At 32.0% G+C, this 17,776-nt stretch carries 21 protein-coding genes; 5 read left to right on the forward strand and 16 right to left on the reverse strand.

Annotated elements, in window-relative coordinates; translation table 11 throughout:
- Positions 1-17 precede the first annotated feature (17 nt).
- From IAI56_RS02355 to serC, 4 genes are all read right to left on the reverse strand, one after another.
- Positions 18-1,541 (reverse strand): DUF4394 domain-containing protein, encoded by a 1,524-nt coding sequence (locus tag IAI56_RS02355; protein WP_187656336.1) that lies wholly within the window; start codon positions 1,539-1,541, stop codon positions 18-20.
- A 117-nt stretch (positions 1,542-1,658) separates the two neighbouring features.
- A complete protein-coding gene (locus IAI56_RS02360; RefSeq protein WP_187656337.1) occupies positions 1,659-2,213 on the reverse strand; it encodes a hypothetical protein in 555 nt (184 codons plus the stop codon).
- A gap of 64 nt (positions 2,214-2,277) precedes the next feature.
- Positions 2,278-3,237 (reverse strand): D-2-hydroxyacid dehydrogenase, encoded by a 960-nt coding sequence (locus IAI56_RS02365; RefSeq protein WP_187656338.1) that lies wholly within the window; start codon positions 3,235-3,237, stop codon positions 2,278-2,280.
- A gap of 191 nt (positions 3,238-3,428) precedes the next feature.
- Complete coding sequence (gene serC / locus IAI56_RS02370) at positions 3,429-4,526, reverse strand: 3-phosphoserine/phosphohydroxythreonine transaminase (RefSeq protein WP_187656339.1); 1,098 nt, start codon at positions 4,524-4,526, stop codon at positions 3,429-3,431.
- A gap of 304 nt (positions 4,527-4,830) precedes the next feature.
- Here serC and IAI56_RS02375 point away from each other — a divergent pair, with 304 nt between their 5' ends.
- On the forward strand, positions 4,831-5,619 hold the full coding sequence (locus tag IAI56_RS02375; protein WP_187656340.1) for a hypothetical protein: 789 nt from the start codon (positions 4,831-4,833) through the stop codon (positions 5,617-5,619).
- A 34-nt stretch (positions 5,620-5,653) separates the two neighbouring features.
- Here IAI56_RS02375 and IAI56_RS02380 read toward each other — a convergent pair whose 3' ends face one another.
- The 4 genes from IAI56_RS02380 to IAI56_RS02395 form a co-directional block, all read right to left on the reverse strand.
- The gene (locus tag IAI56_RS02380; protein ID WP_187656341.1) at positions 5,654-6,283 is read right to left on the reverse strand and encodes a Pr6Pr family membrane protein; all 630 of its coding nucleotides are present in this window, start codon (positions 6,281-6,283) and stop codon (positions 5,654-5,656) included.
- Between the two features lie 3 nt (positions 6,284-6,286).
- Entirely contained in the window at positions 6,287-6,610 is a 324-nt protein-coding gene (locus IAI56_RS02385) for a hypothetical protein (RefSeq protein ID WP_187656342.1), read from the reverse strand.
- Between the two features lie 130 nt (positions 6,611-6,740).
- The gene (locus IAI56_RS02390; RefSeq protein ID WP_187656343.1) at positions 6,741-7,175 is read right to left on the reverse strand and encodes an META domain-containing protein; all 435 of its coding nucleotides are present in this window, start codon (positions 7,173-7,175) and stop codon (positions 6,741-6,743) included.
- 177 nt (positions 7,176-7,352) lie between these two features.
- On the reverse strand, positions 7,353-8,081 hold the full coding sequence (locus tag IAI56_RS02395) for a hypothetical protein (protein WP_187656344.1): 729 nt from the start codon (positions 8,079-8,081) through the stop codon (positions 7,353-7,355).
- Between the two features lie 319 nt (positions 8,082-8,400).
- Here IAI56_RS02395 and yaaA point away from each other — a divergent pair, with 319 nt between their 5' ends.
- On the forward strand, positions 8,401-9,159 hold the full coding sequence (gene yaaA / locus IAI56_RS02400; protein ID WP_187656345.1) for a peroxide stress protein YaaA: 759 nt from the start codon (positions 8,401-8,403) through the stop codon (positions 9,157-9,159).
- Positions 9,160-9,336: 177 nt separating this feature from the next.
- On the opposite strand, the gene IAI56_RS02405 is transcribed toward yaaA, so the two are convergent.
- The 5 genes from IAI56_RS02405 to IAI56_RS02425 form a co-directional block, all read right to left on the reverse strand.
- Positions 9,337-9,684 carry a hypothetical protein gene (locus IAI56_RS02405; protein WP_187656346.1) on the reverse strand — a complete coding sequence of 116 codons (348 nt, stop codon included), beginning with the start codon at positions 9,682-9,684 and terminating at the stop codon, positions 9,337-9,339.
- A gap of 304 nt (positions 9,685-9,988) precedes the next feature.
- A complete protein-coding gene (locus tag IAI56_RS02410; protein WP_187656347.1) occupies positions 9,989-10,561 on the reverse strand; it encodes an anthranilate synthase component II in 573 nt (190 codons plus the stop codon).
- Between the two features lie 101 nt (positions 10,562-10,662).
- Entirely contained in the window at positions 10,663-11,229 is a 567-nt protein-coding gene (locus tag IAI56_RS02415; protein WP_187656348.1) for a YceI family protein, read from the reverse strand.
- A gap of 16 nt (positions 11,230-11,245) precedes the next feature.
- Positions 11,246-11,878: an NAD(P)H-dependent oxidoreductase gene (locus IAI56_RS02420; protein ID WP_187656349.1), complete on the reverse strand. Its 633-nt coding sequence runs from the start codon at positions 11,876-11,878 to the stop codon at positions 11,246-11,248.
- A 13-nt stretch (positions 11,879-11,891) separates the two neighbouring features.
- The gene (locus IAI56_RS02425) at positions 11,892-12,350 is read right to left on the reverse strand and encodes a MarR family winged helix-turn-helix transcriptional regulator (protein ID WP_187656350.1); all 459 of its coding nucleotides are present in this window, start codon (positions 12,348-12,350) and stop codon (positions 11,892-11,894) included.
- 170 nt (positions 12,351-12,520) lie between these two features.
- On the opposite strand from IAI56_RS02425, the gene IAI56_RS02430 reads away from it, so the two are divergent.
- The 3 genes from IAI56_RS02430 to IAI56_RS02440 all read left to right on the forward strand — a co-directional run bounded on the left by IAI56_RS02430 (position 12,521) and on the right by IAI56_RS02440 (position 14,930).
- On the forward strand, positions 12,521-12,841 hold the full coding sequence (locus tag IAI56_RS02430; RefSeq protein WP_187656351.1) for a rhodanese-like domain-containing protein: 321 nt from the start codon (positions 12,521-12,523) through the stop codon (positions 12,839-12,841).
- A gap of 6 nt (positions 12,842-12,847) precedes the next feature.
- Positions 12,848-14,152, forward strand: coding sequence for an NAD(P)/FAD-dependent oxidoreductase (locus IAI56_RS02435; RefSeq protein WP_187656352.1), 1,305 nt, complete (start codon positions 12,848-12,850; stop codon positions 14,150-14,152).
- A 115-nt stretch (positions 14,153-14,267) separates the two neighbouring features.
- Entirely contained in the window at positions 14,268-14,930 is a 663-nt protein-coding gene (locus tag IAI56_RS02440) for a M15 family metallopeptidase (RefSeq protein WP_187656353.1), read from the forward strand.
- Here IAI56_RS02440 and IAI56_RS02445 read toward each other — a convergent pair.
- The 3 genes from IAI56_RS02445 to IAI56_RS02455 are packed head-to-tail and all read right to left on the reverse strand — an operon-like array spanning position 14,927 to position 17,772.
- Positions 14,927-15,496 carry a hypothetical protein gene (locus IAI56_RS02445; protein WP_187656354.1) on the reverse strand — a complete coding sequence of 190 codons (570 nt, stop codon included), beginning with the start codon at positions 15,494-15,496 and terminating at the stop codon, positions 14,927-14,929. The two genes, IAI56_RS02440 and IAI56_RS02445, sit on opposite strands and share 4 nt — an antisense overlap.
- 4 nt (positions 15,497-15,500) lie before the next feature.
- Positions 15,501-16,682 carry a THUMP-like domain-containing protein gene (locus IAI56_RS02450; RefSeq protein ID WP_187656355.1) on the reverse strand — a complete coding sequence of 394 codons (1,182 nt, stop codon included), beginning with the start codon at positions 16,680-16,682 and terminating at the stop codon, positions 15,501-15,503.
- Between the two features lies 1 nt (position 16,683).
- Positions 16,684-17,772: an AI-2E family transporter gene (locus IAI56_RS02455; RefSeq protein WP_187656356.1), complete on the reverse strand. Its 1,089-nt coding sequence runs from the start codon at positions 17,770-17,772 to the stop codon at positions 16,684-16,686.
- Positions 17,773-17,776: the final 4 nt, after the last annotated feature.

A 17,776-nucleotide genomic window follows, 5' to 3' on the forward strand; every position in this document is an offset into this window, starting at 1 on the left:
AACCAAAACAAAATTTATTAAAAGCCTAAACCAACCGCCATAGCAGTAGTTTGTATATTGAAATCAGCTCCTTTTGTTGCTACACCAGTAGTTAAGTTTATAGTGTAAACAGATGTAACTCCGTTAACTTTTAACAATGCATAAGCATTATTACTGTTTCCACCAATGTCAAAACCATTATCTGCTTCAACATTAACACCTAATGAACCAACTGGAACTAATGTACCATTGTTAGGTGGATTTTGAGTGTAAAGCATATCCGTTGTTGAATCTATTACAAATAGAGTAGTTGTAGTAGCACCAGCTATATTGTTTGTATAAGCAGCTGCATTTACAAACGGAGTTCCTGGATTTAGCATTCCATCTGTAAATACTACAGTTCCCAAGTCTGGATGTAATCTTAGATTTTGTCCAGTATTACTAACTAATCTAATTCTATCTACAGTAGGATTAAAATCAAAACCAAATGAAGATCCAGATAAAGCTGGCGATAAATCAGAACCAACTTGAGTTAATTGTCCATTTGCAGTATTCACTTTGAAAAGGCGACTTTGATTTGAAACCGCATATAGCGTTCCGTTAGCAGGTCTGAAATCTAGTCCTACAATCATTTCACTTGCCATTAAACCTGTAAATGCAACGGAATTAGCCATTGGACTCATAGGATTAAAACGGTGTAAAAGATTATCTGAAGAAGCAGCAAAAGCAACAGGATTAGTTTTAAAAGCTAAGCTAATAACTTCTGTACCAAAAGTACCAACATCTACTGCTTTTCCTGTAGTCAAATCAATAGTATATAATTTTGACATACTATTATTGTTCGTAACAGCAAGAGCTGCAGAATTATCAGGAAGAATATCAAAATCACCTTGACCTTGGAAGTCAACGGTTAAATTTCCAACTAATTGTAAACCTCCATCGTTTGGTGGATTTTGAATGTATAATTTGTCTTCACCAAAATCAATATCAAAAAGCATAGTTGAACTTGCTCCAGCCATGCTATTTGTATAGGCAACAGCTCCAATTTTTGTATTTGAGTTACCACTGATTTGTGTGTCTGTTGCTGCTACAGCACCAGTTTCTGGATGTAAACGTAAATTCTGTCCTGCCTCTGTAACCAATCTAATTCTATCTACTGTTGGATTAAAATCAATAGAAGCATTCATTCCATTAACTTCAGGAGTGAAAGAAGATGTACCTAATGCAGTAGCTATGCCACTTTGTTCATTAATAAAATACAATCTACTTAAAGAACTCAATGCATATAATTGACCCGTTGCAGGTCTATAATCTATACTAATGATTTGTTCTCCGCTGGCTAATCCTGTAATTGGAGTAGTTGAAATGGCACTATTTAAGTTTCGTGCATTGAATACAGCAATACTGTTGTTTTTTGTTAAAGCTGTAAAGTTTACGTTAGGAGCAACAACTGTATTGTTATTATTGTTATTGTCGTCATCTTCACATGAAATAAAAGAAGTTGATAAACCCACCATCAATAATGATGTCCCAATTAAGTTAAAAAATTTGTTGTTTTTCATGATAAAATTATTTTAAGTTTTGTTTATCTACGAAATGAAAAGCAACTTGGTTTTTTATTTTATAAAAAAAGTCGTGTTTGATAACACGACTTTGAAAACATTAGTATGATTTTAGTTTTATTTTCCAAATAAACGTCCAAGCAATCCGCCTAAACCACCTTTTTTAGAAACCACAGAAGTAACATCTTCCATATCAACTTTTCCGTCATTATTTTGGTCAAGACCGAATTGTCCGCCATATTTAGAAACAGCGTCCATTAAACCGCCACCATTTCCACCAGAAATTGAATTGATTATGTCTTGAATATTCAAACTGCTATCATTTGGATTTTTTGCTTTGTTAATTAAACTCTCTAAAACTTGAGGAATTAAACTATTGGCAACTCCAGTTGAAGCTTCATTACTTAATCCAAATTTTGAACCTAAATTTCCCGAAACTTGCTCGATTAGATTTTTAACAACAGGATTTGAAGCATTTCCTGCATTATTACCTTGAAACATTTCAGCCAATTCAGATATATTTCCACCGGCAACCATATTTTTTAATCCATCTACAATAGATGAACTAGCTTCGTTCATTACTGCATCGTTTTGTTCATTTGGAACAGCTGGATTATTAACAACTGCATTGCCACCATATTGTTTTACTAATTCTGTTAATTGCTCAAACATCTTCATATTTTTTAATGATTAACTATCAAATTTATAAAAAAAATAGCTAGTAATACAATTTATATTATTTTTCGTTCTTTAGTAAACTAATAATTTGCTCCGCTAATTCAGTACCAATTCTATCTTGCGCTTCCAGAGTTGCCGCACCAATATGTGGAGTTAACGAAATGTTAGGATGCATTAGTATTTGAATTTCTGGAGTTGGTTCGTTTTCAAAAACGTCTAATCCAGCAAAGGCTACTTTATTAGAGTCTAATGCTTTTAATAAAGCTACTTCGTCAATAACACCGCCACGAGCACAATTTACAATTCCCACACCATCTTTTAGCAATTGAAATTCTTCATTTCCAATTACATAACCTTCCTGAGCAGGAACGTGAAGCGTTATGAAATCAGCATGTTTGAATACATCTTCCAACGGTTCCGTTTCAAACTCAACATTGATGAATTGACCATTGTAAAACTCAACTTTTACTTCCGCTTTGTCTACAAATTTATCGGCAGCAATAACTTTCATTCCTAATCCAAGTGCCATTTTGGCAACGGCTTGACCAATTCGTCCAAAACCAACAATTCCTAATGTTTTGCCACGCAATTCAATACCGTTAGAATAGGCTTTTTTCAATCCGTCAAAATTGGTGTCGCCTTCCAAAGGCATATTTCGGTTGGCATCATACAAAAATCGTACACCTGTAAACAAATGTGCAAAAACTAATTCAGCCACACTTTCTGATGATGACGCTGGCGTATTAATTACATGAATTCCTTTGCTACGAGCATATTCTACATCAATATTATCCATCCCAACGCCACCGCGACCAATAATTTTTAATCCTGGACAGGCATCAATAATATCTTTTCTCACCTTAGTTGCGCTACGAACCAAAATCACCGAAACGTTATTTTGATTTACATAATTGGCAACTTGTTCTTGTGCAACTTTAGTGGTAATAACCTCAAAACCACCTTTTTCTAACGCTTTAATTCCACTTTTTGAAATTCCGTCGTTGGCTAATACTTTCATTTTTTATGCTGAATTTAGTTCAGCATCTTTCGATGCTAATTATTGTTTATGCTGAATTGAGTTCAGCATCTTTTTAAATTATTTTTTTAGGAGCTGATTCCCGCTTTTCGTTTCAATCTTTTTTGCTTGTTCTCGATACTTGCTTCGCAAACTCGAACTGACGCAAAAAAGGATTTCCACTGCAATCGGGGCTATTTTTCTGCTAACTGCGACTGAATGCTAACTACTTCTTCTAGTTTTTTCATTACGTCAACTAAAACTTGCACGCTTTCTAGTGGCAAAGCATTGTACATTGAAGCACGATAACCGCCAACAGAACGATGACCAGCAAGACCAGAAATTCCGGCTTCTTTCCATAGTTTGACAAATGCTTCTTGATGTTCAGGATTTACTAATAAAAATGTAGCATTCATATTGCTTCGGTCAGCAACATTTGCTGTTCCAATAAACAACGGATTTCTGTCGATTTCATTGTATAATAAAGTAGCTTTGGCTTCATTTATTTTTTCGATAGCTGGAATTCCACCTTGATTTTTCAACCATTGTAAGGTTAATAAACAAGTGTAAACCGCAAAAACAGCAGGTGTGTTGTACATACTTTCAGCCTTGATATGTTTTTCATAATCCAAAATACTAGGAATAGTTTTTCCTGATTTTCCTAGAATTTCTTCTTTTACCACAACCAAAGTAGTTCCGGCTGCACCCATATTTTTTTGTGCTCCAGCATAAATCAAATCAAATTGTGAAAAATCTAAACTTCTAGAAAAGATATCCGAACTCATATCGCAAACTACTGGAACATTTGTCTTTGGAAACGATTTTATTTGCGTTCCAAAAATAGTGTTGTTACTCGTGCAGTGAAAATAATCCGCATCAGCAGGAATTGTATAATCGGTTGGAATATGATTGTAGTTTTGCTCTTTTGAAGAAGCAACGATAATCGTTTCTCCAAATAATTTGGCTTCTTTTATAGCATTATTTGCCCAAGTTCCCGTATCGAGATAAGCGGCTTTTCCACCAACTTTCATTAAGTTTTGGGGTACCATTAAAAATTCTAAACTTGCGCCACCTTGTAAAAATAATGCTTGGTAACCTTTTCCTTCTAAACCTAAAAGTTCCAATACTAACGAACGAACTTCATCCATAACCGCAACAAAATCTTTACTTCGATGGGATATTTCCAAAATGGACAATCCTGAATTATTGAAATTTAAAACGGCTTGTGCCGATTTTTCAAAAACTTCTTGAGGAAGAATACATGGTCCAGCACTATAGTTGTGTTTTTTCATAGTTTGATTTTCAAAAAATTAAAGATGCAAATTACGGAAACTACTATAATAAAACCGATTTTAATTTGCTTTATATCAAAAGGTGTTATTAACGAAAACGGTTTCGTTAATAAGATTTTAATGATGTTATTATTTTAAAATTTTCATTTAAAGAGTAGGGCTTAAATTATTAATTCGTTTCATAAAAGAAAGTAATTTAGTTAAGCTCTCAACATTATGATAGTCCAATAGACATTCAGTTTATTGAAGAAAAAACAATATACTTTTAACTATATTTGAAAACAAATCTAAATATGCCTAATAAATGAAAACAATCCTTTTAATAATAGTAATAATTATAGCATTGATACTACTGGTTGCCTTTATGGTGCCTTTTGTAGGGTTTGCGGCAATGATTGGATACATTATTAAAAACGCTTTACAAAAAAAGACACCCGAGTTTTTAGCGAATGAAAAAATAGAAATGGAAAATAAAGTTCTTGATTTAAAAACGAAATTACAACCAGATCGTATATTTTCAATTTATGAACTAACCAATGATATAGAATACAGCTATAGTAAAGCTATGTCTAATAAATTATCAGGACATATTTTTTCAGAAGATGGTTCCCCAATGATTGCTTTTCAGCGCATAGATAGAGGAATTTATACTAACAGCAGGATTATAGCAAGTGCTACCGATTTTAAAATTTATTTTGAATATAAAAATAACGAAAACTTGGTCTTTTATAATGAGCAATATTTAGGCAAAATTATAAACAATACTACTATTGTTGATGCAACTCATCAACCACTTGGAAGTTTTAACAGAAATCATCTTGATAACGAAAATCGATTTTCAATAGTACTAAACGGAAAGCCATTAGCATTACTTTTTAAAAATTCTGATAGAAAAAATTTTATAGAAAATCCAAGTTTTAGGAAAGTTAATGATCCAGTAGAGTTTAGAAGAAGAAGAAAAATCTATAGAGAAACACCTCCTATATCTAAAATAGTAATTCCATTAAACGAAACTAACGAAACAGAACAAAAATGGATAAATGCATTGTCAGTTTTTGAAATAATTTATTATGGTTTCGAATTTATTTCATAAAATGAAATAAATCATTAAAACTAGCTAATAAAGATTAAATATGAGGCACTTTTTTTGTTAAAAGCTTACTACAAGCAACTAATCCTATGGCTATTGAAAGAAAAACGAATACCAAAACACTACTGTTTATAAGAACTTTTTGCAAACCGAGTTCAGTAACATTTACAAAAGGATAGGGATAAAAATTAGAAATACTACCACGAATCAAGATGAAAGCCAAATAGAAAAGCGGATATAATAACCAACTCGGAATGGATTTCCATGAAGCTTCATTATGCTTTTCATATAAAAACCAATATACAAGGGTAAAAACTGGAATTATAGAATGCAGTAATTCATCAACTAGTTTTTGTATACCAACTGGCGACCAAATGCTTCGTAAAACAATTTGATATACTAAACCAACCACAGCAATATATAACGTAATAGCCGAAAGAATACCTGGTTTTTGTAAACGAAATAGGAGTGAAGTTGGTTTTTGAAGCCAATGTATTGTGTAATAAACTGCTACTATCAAGTTGGTCAAAATAGTAAAAAAACTAAAAAAACGAACTATGGTTTCTGGAACTGATGCTGCACGATTATTTATCATCAAAATAAATTGAGTGATAACGGCAAACCATCCAAGAAAAGCACCAAGTACCAAAAAGTTCTTTTTAGTCATAGATTAGTTGCAATTTGTTTTAGTCAACGGCATAATGGAATTAAACCTTATTTTACTGATATCTATAAATTTTGTACCATCAGCAGTTAATTCGCCACAACCTTTAACCAATTGGTCATCTTGAAGGTGAAAAGCAATTTGACGAACACTTTTTTTTCCTTCCGATTGAAATGTATAATCGGCAATAAGGATATTGTTTTCAAAAGTGCCTTCAAATGTTCCAGTGTTTCTATCTTTTTTTGCTAAAGCGTATTCTATTGTTCTGCTGGCTTTTTTTTTAATTAATTGAAGTTTAATTTCAATTCTAGTGTTGTTTTGATCATACAAATAACAATCTGATTTTGCTTTGGTTTCTTCAACGGTTGGATTTTTTGTTTCTAGTTTTGCTTCCTCTTTTTTACAACCTGTTAAAAGAAATGGTACTAAAAATACAATTAAAAAGATGTTTTTTGTTGTTTTACTTTTTGGTTTTTATTTTTCTAAAACGCATCATCGGAACATCATCCATCATCAAGAGTAGTTTTCCATCACTATCAATAACGGGTTTGCTTATTTTTTTTAGCATCCCAAAAAAAGCAGACTCACCACCGCCTTCGCAATATCTCATTGTTCGAGTGGTTTCACCAAACTGGAGTAGGTTGTTTTCATAAGTAAAGTTGCCAGTATAAGTATTGCAACTAGAGTTTCCGCCATAAGTCATTTCTTTTTCGTTTAGAATAAGCGTTGGTTTAACTTCTGGATACAATCCTTCAAATGCAATACGAGTTCCCGATAAATATTCTAATTCCCAAGTGGTGTTATAGATAGATACTGTAGCAGTACTACTTTTTGCAGTGTTACATCCAACAACGACTACAACCACTACTAATAAAACCAAAATAGCATTTTTCATAATAAAGAGTTTAGTGTATACTGTAATTACAATAAACTGTTTAGCACTGATAAGTACACTACAATTATACCTTTTGTTTAAAGGTGATTTAAAATAACAACAATTTCATTATCAAATATACCAAAAAAAGCTAACTTATAAAAACTATTATAATTTATAACCATAACCATTCATTAGTTATTCATTTTTTGCTGAAACAATAATAGCAGGACTGAGTTGTTTAGTGTTAATATCCGTTCTGCCAGTTAGTGCATTGGGTTGGTAAAACAGCAACTTGGCGTTGATAGTGCTAAGATAACCTAATGGTGGCGCAGAAACAATCCATTCGGTTTCAGGTAACGATTGGTTTTTGGTAATTGGCAGCAATAAATGGCTTTGTATGATTTGGGCATTGGTATCAAAATTAGTTGCCATAGCATAGAGCAACAAATCCACATGGGTTGTTTCGGGCGGAAATGTAATAGCTGATTTAGCTTCAAATGGCGCAATGCTAACCCTAATCTGGTTTTCCGCCGTAGGCGTAACGGTAATTTCGGGTAAAAAATAGGAGGTAAACAAACTGTTGGTGTTCATTTCAAAACCGTTTAAGTAACTCATGTCACTGTTTTGTGGCGTTCGTTCCCCTTTTGGAACGGTTGTGTTGTGCAAAATGGCTTTATAAATTGCTGCGGTTAATCGCCCATGAATATAACTGTCGGTCATTCCTGCTAAAAACGAGAAGTAGCCGTTGCGCAGTATTTTAGCCCATTGGCTACATTGTCTAAACTCGGAACCACTGATTTTAGTAGCATCACTTTGCTGAATAGGTCCGCTTTTCGATTGGAGAATTTGCTTGCCATTGACGGTTCTAAAAACAACATTGCCAATAGCACCACTGATTTTGTTGTTTGCTTTTAATTGTGCCATAACTATCTATCTTTCAGTAAAATTAGCAATTTATTTTATATAAATAAAAATTTTTTAGCAGTTTAATCTGTATTAAATATTTAAAAATACAGACTAAACACAGACTAAATACTGTAATACTATAGATTTAGTAGCACTTTAATTTATCTTTATAAGTAAGAATAAAATTAGTTAGCCAACCGCTACCCAGCAAATGGTTTGCAAAAAGATATTTTATTATAATTTGTTGTTTAAAAGTTGTAACAGGTATAAATATCTATTGTCTATATAAAAAAATAAAAATACAATTCGTAATTTTGAAATTCTATAAAATACCGCTATGAAAATCGTTATATCGCCAGCTAAATCGCTAAACTTTGAGAAAGCACTTCCAACTGCTCGTTTCTCTGAACCTAGGTTTCTAAAAGAAGCCACGACTATCCAAAAGACGTTGAAAAAGATAAAACCAAAGCAATTGATGGAATTAATGGCTATCTCCGATAAACTAGCAGAACTCAACTGGCAGCGCAATCAAGATTGGGAAACACCTTTTACTACAAAAAATGCACGTCCAGCGGTTTATGCTTTTGATGGCGATGTTTATCAAGGTTTAGATGTTTACACGCTGCCTGAAGATAAATTAGACGTTTTACAGAATAAACTTTTGATTTTATCTGGCCTGTATGGTTTGTTGCAACCGCTTGATTTAATGCAACCGTATCGCTTAGAAATGGGAACTTTTTTACCCATTGGAAAAAACAAAAACTTGTATGAGTTTTGGAAAAAAACAATTACCAAGCAACTGAATGATGAATTGCAAAAAGACGAATTGTTTATCAATTTAGCGAGTAACGAATATTTTAGTGCAGTAGATAGTAAAGCATTGAAAGTTCCCGTTATTACTCCAGAATTTAAAGATTACAAAGATGGAAAGCTTAAAATGATTAGTTTCTTTGCCAAGAAAGCTAGAGGATTGATGGTTCGATATATTATCGATACTAATGCTGAAACTATAGATGATTTGAAAGCGTTTAACTACGAAGGTTATGCCTTTGATGCCAATTTGAGCAGCGGCAATAAATTGGTTTTTACTCGATAGAAAATCCCATCTTCTGTTCGAGTGATTTTCTGTTTTAAAAATGTTAGTTTTTGAAATAGAAGATTGTATCGAAAACCTCTGTTAAAGCAATGATGATTATTTTAGGTAGCTTCTCGATACAATTTTACTCCATTGCATTACTTAAAATCACTCAAAGTGACGTGTATAATGAATAAATTAAGTGTGTAAATATTCTTGATATTCTCGAATAGTTTCTTGGGTAGCTTTTTTTTGATCGCGAGCTAATTCTCTCATGGCTTCAACTCCTTTTTTGGCGCAGCGTTTTACTTTGTACAATCGAGTAGAAAAGGAGTTTAGTTTCTCAACGTCTTCTGGCGAAAGTTTTTTGGATAATTCGCTAACAAAGGTGTTGAACTCGGAAATAACAACTTTGTTTTGGTCATATTCTTCTTTTAAGTCATCAAGAAATTCGTGTATCTCCTTGCTGATATCATTACTGATGTCTTCGCTTTTTTTGCAAAGAGCTTCAATAACTTTTTTGTCATGATTGTTGAAAATTCCCATAATGTGCGAGTTTAATTGGTAATTTGCTATAAATCAATCAAATATAGTTAAATAAAATGTATTGATGTATATATTGTTAATAAGTTGTTATATAGCAGCGAAACTAAGCTCTATAATTGGGAGTAAAGTAAAGAAAAGATGATGTTTGGGTTAAATAATGGAATATAGATAAAATCTATATGCTTTATTTAAAAAATTAATAATCAATTTATTGACTATTATATGTTAAAGTAATAGATTAAAATATTGTTACAAGATTAGAATATGATTTTGTTAATGTGTACTTTGGGTAAATGGATATGAATTAGCTATTAATGAGCCAGTTTTTCAGGATGGTTTTACCAAATGGTGTCAAAATGCTTTCGGGATGAAATTGAATTCCTTTGACATCAAATTCAATATGGCGAAGCGACATAATTCTTCCATCGGTATCAACAGAAGTTACTACTATTTCCTCTGAAATAGTATCAGGATTAACCACCCATGAATGATAATGTCCAACTTCAATTTGGTTAGGTAAACCGGTAAACAATCTCTCGGTTTCCTCTAAAATAGTTACTTTAGATGAAATTCCGTGAAGTGTTGATTTTAAATTTATTAATTCGGAATTAAAGACTTCTGCAATGGCTTGATGACCAAGACATACGCCAAGAATGCTTTTGGTTGGTGCAAAGGTTTTGATGACTTCTTTTAGTAAACCAGCTTCATCGGGAATTCCTGGTCCAGGCGAAAGGATGATTTTATCAAAAGCTTCAATTTCCGTCAGCTCAAATTCGTCATTTCTAAAAACAGTTACGGCTGCATTCAAATCTTCAAGATAATGAACAAGATTGAATGTAAAGCTGTCATAATTATCGATGATTAAAACCTTTTGCATTTATTTTTTATTTACTGCAAAGATTAGTTATTTTTTTAGCATAAAAAAACCTCGAATTTCTTCGAGGTTCATTCTTCATAGCAATTCTTCTTTTCTTAGTATTAGAACTGTAAGTTTACAGTTAATTCAAACTCATCGTTGATAACGTTATCACCAAGGTTTTCAAAGAAATTTTTTGATTTATATTTGATGTCATATTTTGTTCTGTCAACATTTAGTTTTGCAACCGCAGTGTTTCCTTTAACCGCAATAACAAATGTGATAGGTTTAGTAATTCCTTTGATAGTCAAATCAGCAGTTACATTGTAAGTTCCATCGCCATTATCAGAAATTAATTTGAAATCTAATTTAGCTGTTGGGTGTTTTTCTACACCAAAGAAATCGTCTGCTTTTAAATGTCCGTCAAGGTTTTTCTTGTAATCACCTGTTAAATCAGTAGTGTTGATTGAATTCATGTCAACAGTAAAACTTCCACCTTTCAATTTGTTTTTTTGGAAAACTAAAGTTCCTTCTTTAAAATTGATTGTTCCGCTGTGTTCACCAGTTAGTTTTTTTCCAACCCAGTTGATTTTACTTTTCTCAACGTTGATTTTTTTGTTTTGTGCTGTAGCTACAGTTGTTCCAAAAGCTACTAATAAGGCAATTGCAATTGTTTTTAAATTTTTCATACTATTTGTTTTTGATTTATAAATTGATAAAAAGTTCTTCTTTTGATTTACGCACTTTAGCGTAGTGTTGAGTAGCGTCTTCTTCATGACGGTAACCTACAGTAGCAATTAAGCTAGCGTTTAATCCTAGTTTTTCAAAACCAAGAATTTCATTTACTGCGGCAGGTTCAAAACCTTCCATTGGAGTAACGTCTATTTTCAATTCAGCCGCAGCATTTAATAGATTCCCTAATGCTAAATAGGTTTGTTTAGCTGTCCACGTGTTTCTAGTTTCTACTGGAAGTGTTGTAATTTTTGATTTCATAAAATCGGCGTATCCTTGAACACTTTCAACAGGAATTCCTCTTGTTTCTGCCATGTTTTTGATACTAGCATCAATTTCTGCTTCGCCAAAATTGGTAATATTAGCAAACACAAGTAGGTGAGAAGCATCAACAATTTGAGTTTGTCCCCAAGCAACTGGTTGGATTTTAGCTCTAATTTCTGGATTTTCAATGATGAATACTTTGTAAGGTTGTAATCCATACGATGAAGCCGATAATTGAATAGCTTCTTTTAAAGTTTCAAAATCTTCTGCTGATACTTTCTTTGTAGCATCAAATTTTTTGGTTGCATAACGCCATTTTGCGTCGTTTATAAAATTACTCATAGCTTTTTGATATTTATTTTAAGTTTCTAAATTTTTCTAATAAATGATTTAATTCTGATAATTCTTCTTGTGATAAGTTATTTGCAAACATTTTTTCATGTTCAATTACTTTTGGATCAAGTTCAAGTAATAACTCTAATCCTTTGGGTGTAATTTGTACTTCAATCTTTCTTCTGTTGTCTGGACAAACTTCTCTAGTTACTAACTCTTTTAAAAGTAATTTATCAATCAATCGTGTAGTGTTGCTGTTTTTGGCAATCATTCGCTCTTGAATCACACACATGTTGGCAGGATTTCCTTTTTGACCTCTAAGAATTCTTAAAACGTTATATTGTTCGCTTGATAGTTCGTAGGGTTTTAAAACTTCAGCAAATTTCTCACCAATTACACTTTGTGTATAAATAATGTTGAGGATAACTTTTTTGCTATCGTCTATATTTACAGTTGATTTTATTACGTCTTCGATTTTCATATTTGTACTATCGATATTTGTAGGTACAAATGTAAATACTTTTTTATTTGTATATACAACTGTTGTGTTATTTTTTTGTTAAAATAATTTTTAACAGAAAAGAGAAGAAGTTTTCAATCGATAACAAATGATTAAAAAAATGTATCTTTGTTATAGAAAAACAAATAACTATGAATTTATCACAACAAGACTGGATTTCACAATTAGAAGCCGATACAAACGCTGTAATTCTTGACGTAAGAACCGAAGACGAATGCAACGAAGGTATTATTCCCAATGCCATTATGATTGATATTTACAAAGGTCAAGGTTTTATTTACCAAGTAGAAGAATTGGATAAAACAAAAAACTATTATGTGTATTGCAAAGCTGGTGGAAGAAGTGCTCAAGCTTGTGCTGTGATGAACCAACTAGGTTTTGAAAACACATTTAACCTCGAAGGCGGTTTTATGCAATGGAAAGGCGAAGTTGCTTTTCCAGAAGAAAAATAAAAAATCATGAACATTCCTGTTTCAAAAAATCCTAGAATTGTCATTATTGGTGGCGGTTTTGCTGGTATTGCTTTGGAAAAAAAACTAAAAAACACCAATTATCAAGTTGTGATGTTGGATAAACACAATTATCATACATTTCAACCGTTGTTGTATCAAGTGGCAACTGGCGGATTAGAAGCAGGTTCGATTGCTTATCCAATTCGAAAAGTCATTCAACAATATCATGATTTCTATTTCCGATTGACTTCAGTAAAAGAAATTGATACTGAAAACCAAAAGATAATTTCTGAAATTGGTGATTTACATTATGATTATCTCGTTATTGCTACAGGTTCTAAAACCAATTATTTTGGCAATAAAGAAATCGAGCGCAACGCTATGTCAATGAAAACCATTCCGCAATCATTAAATATCCGAAGTTTTATTCTCGAAAATTTTGAACAAGCGGTTTTAACTAAAGATGAAGCCGATAGAAATGCTTTGATGAACTTTGTGCTCGTTGGTGCTGGTCCAACTGGTGTTGAACTGGCTGGAGCTTTGGCAGAAATGAAAAAAGAAATTCTACAAAAAGATTATCCCGATTTGGATATTTCCCAAATGCAAATTAATTTAATTCAAAGTGGTGATCGAGTTTTGAATACCATGAGTGAAAAATCATCCGTTGCAGCTGAGAAATTCTTGGATAATCTGGGTGTGAAAGTATGGAAAAACGTCCGTGTAACCAATTATGATGGAAGAACTATTTCAACCAATTCTGATTTAAGTTTTGATTCCGCTACTGTGATTTGGACTGCTGGTGTTCAAGGTGCAATTGTTCATGGATTAGATGCAAAATCGTTGGTCGAAAGAGTAGAACGTATTCGAGTAAATCAATTCAATTTGGTAAATGGTTATGATAATATTTTTGCCATTGGCGATATTGCTTCGATGGAAACCGAGAAATTTCCACAAGGTCATCCAATGATGGCACAACCAGCAATACAACAAGGCGATTTGTTAGGAGATAATTTTATCAAACTTTCTCAAAACAAACCCATGAAACCTTTTGAATATAATGACAAAGGTTCAATGGCAACTATTGGCAGAAACAAAGCTGTTGTTGATTTGCCTAAATACCATTTCAGCGGATTTTTTGCTTGGGTTGTTTGGATGTTTGTGCATTTATTTTCGCTAATTGGTTTCAAGAACAAAGCAGTCGTTTTCATGAACTGGATTTACAATTACATTCGTTTTGACCGCGAAGGTCGATTAATTGTTCGTCCATTTAAAAAGAGAAGTTTTACGACTTTTACTTCGGATGAAATTTGAATTACCATATAAGGCATTTAAGATCATGTGAGTTTGATGTTTTTTTTCTTATATGAACTTAAATGCCTTATATGGTTCAAAACTTAACATTAAATTTGTGTAATCTGTGTTTTTAATGAAATCTAAAAAAATACTTTTTCTGCTGATGATTTCAGGAATATTATTTTCCTGCAAATCGTATCTTGATTCAACCAAATCAGCATCACTTTTGGATATTACTACCGAAACGGATGAAAACAAATTCGTCAATTTGAAAAATTACAGTAATGATTTCGTTTATGATATGAAATATGCTACAGCTGATAATTTCCTGAAAGAAAAAGTATATCCGTGTGACGAGTGTTTTCTTCGTGTGAAAACCGTTAAATCATTATTGGCTGCTAATAAATCGTTTGTTGAAAAAGGATTTAAAATCAAATTGTACGATTGTTATCGACCTCGAGCAATTCAAAGAAAAATGTGGAAAATCGTTCCTGATGCTAATTATGTTGCCAATCCTAAAAAAGGTTCTATTCACAATAAAGGCGGCGCAGTTGATATTACGCTAATTGACTCGCTGGGAATTGAACTTGATATGGGAACAAAATTTGATTTTTTTGGAGAAGAAGCATCACATAATTATCTGAATTTAAACGATACAATTATCCAAAACCGAAAGTTTTTAAAAGAAATTATGCTTCAAAATAATTTTTCTTCCTTCGACTCCGAATGGTGGCATTATAATTTGAATGGAAGTAAAGCCGATAAAGTGGAAAATCTTAAATGGAAATGCAATTAGTTTTCAAAACATTTTAAATCCTCTATAAAATACTTTTCAGGTTCATAGGTTTTGTTATCCATTTCGGATACTAACGAAGTTTTAAACGGAAAATCAATTGTTTCTCCAGCAAATTGAATTCGCATAAAGGTAACTCTGCTTGTTTTTAAATCTTCAAAATTTTCTTTTGAAAATAAAAATGAAGCTGATGTTATTCTGTTGTTTGCACCATCATCACTTCTAATTAATGTGCCGCAAGTTTCGTTACTTGAAAGTAGTAATGTTACTATTTTTCCATTGGCTAGTTGCAAGTAAATTTTAGATTTTGGGTCCAAACAATTGGCTTTAATAAAGTCATTACTTCGCTGTAAAATTTCTGTATCTAGCGATAAAACTCCATTATTTGTTGATAATGAAAAGAAAATTCGAGTAGAATTTCCTGCAAAGTTTCTTTCGAAAACTAATTTTTGTTTTAAGGATTTGTATGTTCCTAAACTATCGGTAAAAGAACTTTCTATCTCGCATGGTTTTTGAGCAAAAGAGCTAATTGAAGTAAGTATAAAAAGTGCAAAAAAAATCTTTTTCATGGTTTTATTTTAATTTCTCGCAAAGTAATACAATTTTCGAATTTGTCATATCGGTTGTAAAAAAAGAATACACATTTCCGCCATCTTTTATTTTCCATTTTTTTCGAATATTTTCTACTGTTTCTGGAAAATTTCTGGTTGTAATATTGGCTTTTTGATTTTCTAAATACGATTTCATGTTGGTTTTATTGTACTCCAATGTGTTTTGGATTTCAAATATCCTGCCAGGAAAATCTAGTAGTTCATTCGAAGTATAAAGATGTGAATGTTGGTGTAGTTTTTCTAATTCAAATTGAGTAGCAATTGAATCAAATCCGCCCGATTTCATGATGGCAGCATTGGGTTCGAAAAGATACTTTTTTGGAGCAGCATAATTAGTTTTTTTAGCATCTGAATTCATTTGAAATTGAAAAACTTCTTTATTGTCTTTTAGTAAGTTAACGGTTTTTATTTCAATGGTTGATTCGTGTTTTTTTTTCAAAATAAAAAGTAATTCTTTGACTTCGTTTTCTAAAGCAACAATATGAATTTCTGCTATATTTTTCAATTCAGAAATTCCGGCAGAAATATCCAAAATGGGTGCGGTTTTTATCATAATATTATCCGAAAAACTGAAGTAAAAGTCAAGTAATTCAGGAACATTTGGCAAACAATCTTTTAGCATAAAAACTTTGCCTTTAGAATCATTTCGCCGAGATGGATCAATATAAATCCAATCGAATTTTTGATTTAATTTCTGTAAAACTTCTGAACTATCATCGGCAAAACAGTCTATATTTTTAACATTTAATTGTTCGAAATTATGATTTACAATTTTAGATAATTCGGTGTTGATTTCACAATGAACTACCTTTGCAACGGTTTTAGAAAAATAGAAATCATCTACGCCAAATCCTCCAGTTAAATCGATTAAATTGTCTCCTGAAATTAAAGAAGCTTTGTAATGAGCTGTTTTTTCGGAAGAAGTTTGTTCGACAGAAATTTTACTTGGATAATAAATATTTTGGGTTTTAAACCAAGTTGGGAGTTTACTTTTCGCTTTTTGTTTGGCTGCTAATTGTTGCAAAACAAGATTCCATTCCACTTCAGGAAAAGGATTTTTTTGCAATGCTAATTTTGTAACATCAGCATTTATTTTATCATCAATATAGTGTTGAATTTCCTTTGATAATATGGATTGAACCATACTAGATGTTTTTGGTTAACAATTTTATTATAGTGTTTTCAGGAAAAAATTCTTTGCCAAAAACTTTCAGAATTGTATAAACAGGAATTGCCACAATCATTCCCATAATTCCAAATAAAAATCCTGCAATCAAAACTACTAAGAATATTTCTAGTGGATGCGAGCTGACACTTTTTGAGAAAATAATAGGAGAGGAAACATTGTTGTCAATCATTTGAACTATCCAAAAACCAATCATTACGTAGATTGTCATAGGTAACATTTGAGTTTGAAAATCGCCACCTAAGTTGCTCAACATTGTCAAAAGTGCCGCAACAAATGATGCGATTAGTGGTCCGATGTAAGGAACAATATTCAGAATTGCACACAAAAAGGCAATTACAATGGCGTTTTGAACTCCAAAGATTAATAAAACTATCAAGTACAAGATGAAAACAATAAAAAGTTGAATTAATAAACCGATGAAATATCTCGATAATAAATGGTTGATTTTGTGCAACGAGTTAAGTATTTTCTCTTCTTGCGAGTCGGGAATTAATTCTTTTGCTCCGATGATAAAATTTAATCGATCTTTCAAAAAGAAAAAAGTAATAAATAAAACCGAAGCCAATCCAATTCCGAAACTACTTAAAGCATTAATGACATTGTTGAATAAATCAGGAATAAAGCCAAAATCTAATTTTGAACCTAAGTTAGCTTCTTTAAAAACTCTCTTCGAGTCAATGTTGTGATTGTCTAAATAGGCAGCAATTTTATCAATTAATTGAACAATGTTTTTCTCAATTTCGGCAGTATTTAAAAGAGATAAACTTTCACCTTGAGAAATAATTAGTGGCACAAAAAGTAAAACCAATCCAATAATAATTAAGAGATAAACACTTAAAGTGGCAATTGTTGCAAAGGTGTGATTGAACTTGAGCTTACTTTTAAAAAAATCCAAAATAGGATTTCCAATAAGGGTTAAAATAAATGCTACAACCAAATAAATTAATACGGATTGAATTAAATAAAGTACATACAATCCTAGTGCTGTCAATAAAATAATTCCAACGGCTTTCACTATTCCTAATGCAATTGTTTTTGAAGTCATAGGC

The organism is Flavobacterium macrobrachii (assembly GCF_014486675.1).
GTDB classification, from domain to species: Bacteria; Bacteroidota; Bacteroidia; order Flavobacteriales; family Flavobacteriaceae; genus Flavobacterium; species Flavobacterium macrobrachii.

What these genes read in the sequence shown, in the direction of transcription:
- yaaA (WP_187656345.1), top strand. Translation starts at nt 8,401, where the DNA reads ATGAAAATCGTTATATCGCCAGCTAAATCGCTAAACTTTGAGAAAGCA.
- IAI56_RS02445 (WP_187656354.1), bottom strand. Translation starts at nt 15,496, where the DNA reads ATGAAAAAGATTTTTTTTGCACTTTTTATACTTACTTCAATTAGCTCT.
- IAI56_RS02450 (WP_187656355.1), bottom strand. Translation starts at nt 16,682, where the DNA reads ATGGTTCAATCCATATTATCAAAGGAAATTCAACACTATATTGATGAT.
- IAI56_RS02395 (WP_187656344.1), bottom strand. Translation starts at nt 8,081, where the DNA reads ATGGCACAATTAAAAGCAAACAACAAAATCAGTGGTGCTATTGGCAAT.
- IAI56_RS02440 (WP_187656353.1), top strand. Translation starts at nt 14,268, where the DNA reads ATGAAATCTAAAAAAATACTTTTTCTGCTGATGATTTCAGGAATATTA.
- IAI56_RS02365 (WP_187656338.1), bottom strand. Translation starts at nt 3,237, where the DNA reads ATGAAAGTATTAGCCAACGACGGAATTTCAAAAAGTGGAATTAAAGCG.
- IAI56_RS02405 (WP_187656346.1), bottom strand. Translation starts at nt 9,684, where the DNA reads ATGGGAATTTTCAACAATCATGACAAAAAAGTTATTGAAGCTCTTTGC.
- IAI56_RS02360 (WP_187656337.1), bottom strand. Translation starts at nt 2,213, where the DNA reads ATGTTTGAGCAATTAACAGAATTAGTAAAACAATATGGTGGCAATGCA.
- IAI56_RS02375 (WP_187656340.1), top strand. Translation starts at nt 4,831, where the DNA reads ATGAAAACAATCCTTTTAATAATAGTAATAATTATAGCATTGATACTA.
- IAI56_RS02380 (WP_187656341.1), bottom strand. Translation starts at nt 6,283, where the DNA reads ATGACTAAAAAGAACTTTTTGGTACTTGGTGCTTTTCTTGGATGGTTT.
- IAI56_RS02420 (WP_187656349.1), bottom strand. Translation starts at nt 11,878, where the DNA reads ATGAGTAATTTTATAAACGACGCAAAATGGCGTTATGCAACCAAAAAA.
- IAI56_RS02425 (WP_187656350.1), bottom strand. Translation starts at nt 12,350, where the DNA reads ATGAAAATCGAAGACGTAATAAAATCAACTGTAAATATAGACGATAGC.
- IAI56_RS02390 (WP_187656343.1), bottom strand. Translation starts at nt 7,175, where the DNA reads ATGAAAAATGCTATTTTGGTTTTATTAGTAGTGGTTGTAGTCGTTGTT.
- IAI56_RS02410 (WP_187656347.1), bottom strand. Translation starts at nt 10,561, where the DNA reads ATGCAAAAGGTTTTAATCATCGATAATTATGACAGCTTTACATTCAAT.
- IAI56_RS02455 (WP_187656356.1), bottom strand. Translation starts at nt 17,772, where the DNA reads ATGACTTCAAAAACAATTGCATTAGGAATAGTGAAAGCCGTTGGAATT.
- IAI56_RS02355 (WP_187656336.1), bottom strand. Translation starts at nt 1,541, where the DNA reads ATGAAAAACAACAAATTTTTTAACTTAATTGGGACATCATTATTGATG.
- IAI56_RS02415 (WP_187656348.1), bottom strand. Translation starts at nt 11,229, where the DNA reads ATGAAAAATTTAAAAACAATTGCAATTGCCTTATTAGTAGCTTTTGGA.
- IAI56_RS02430 (WP_187656351.1), top strand. Translation starts at nt 12,521, where the DNA reads ATGAATTTATCACAACAAGACTGGATTTCACAATTAGAAGCCGATACA.
- serC (WP_187656339.1), bottom strand. Translation starts at nt 4,526, where the DNA reads ATGAAAAAACACAACTATAGTGCTGGACCATGTATTCTTCCTCAAGAA.
- IAI56_RS02435 (WP_187656352.1), top strand. Translation starts at nt 12,848, where the DNA reads ATGAACATTCCTGTTTCAAAAAATCCTAGAATTGTCATTATTGGTGGC.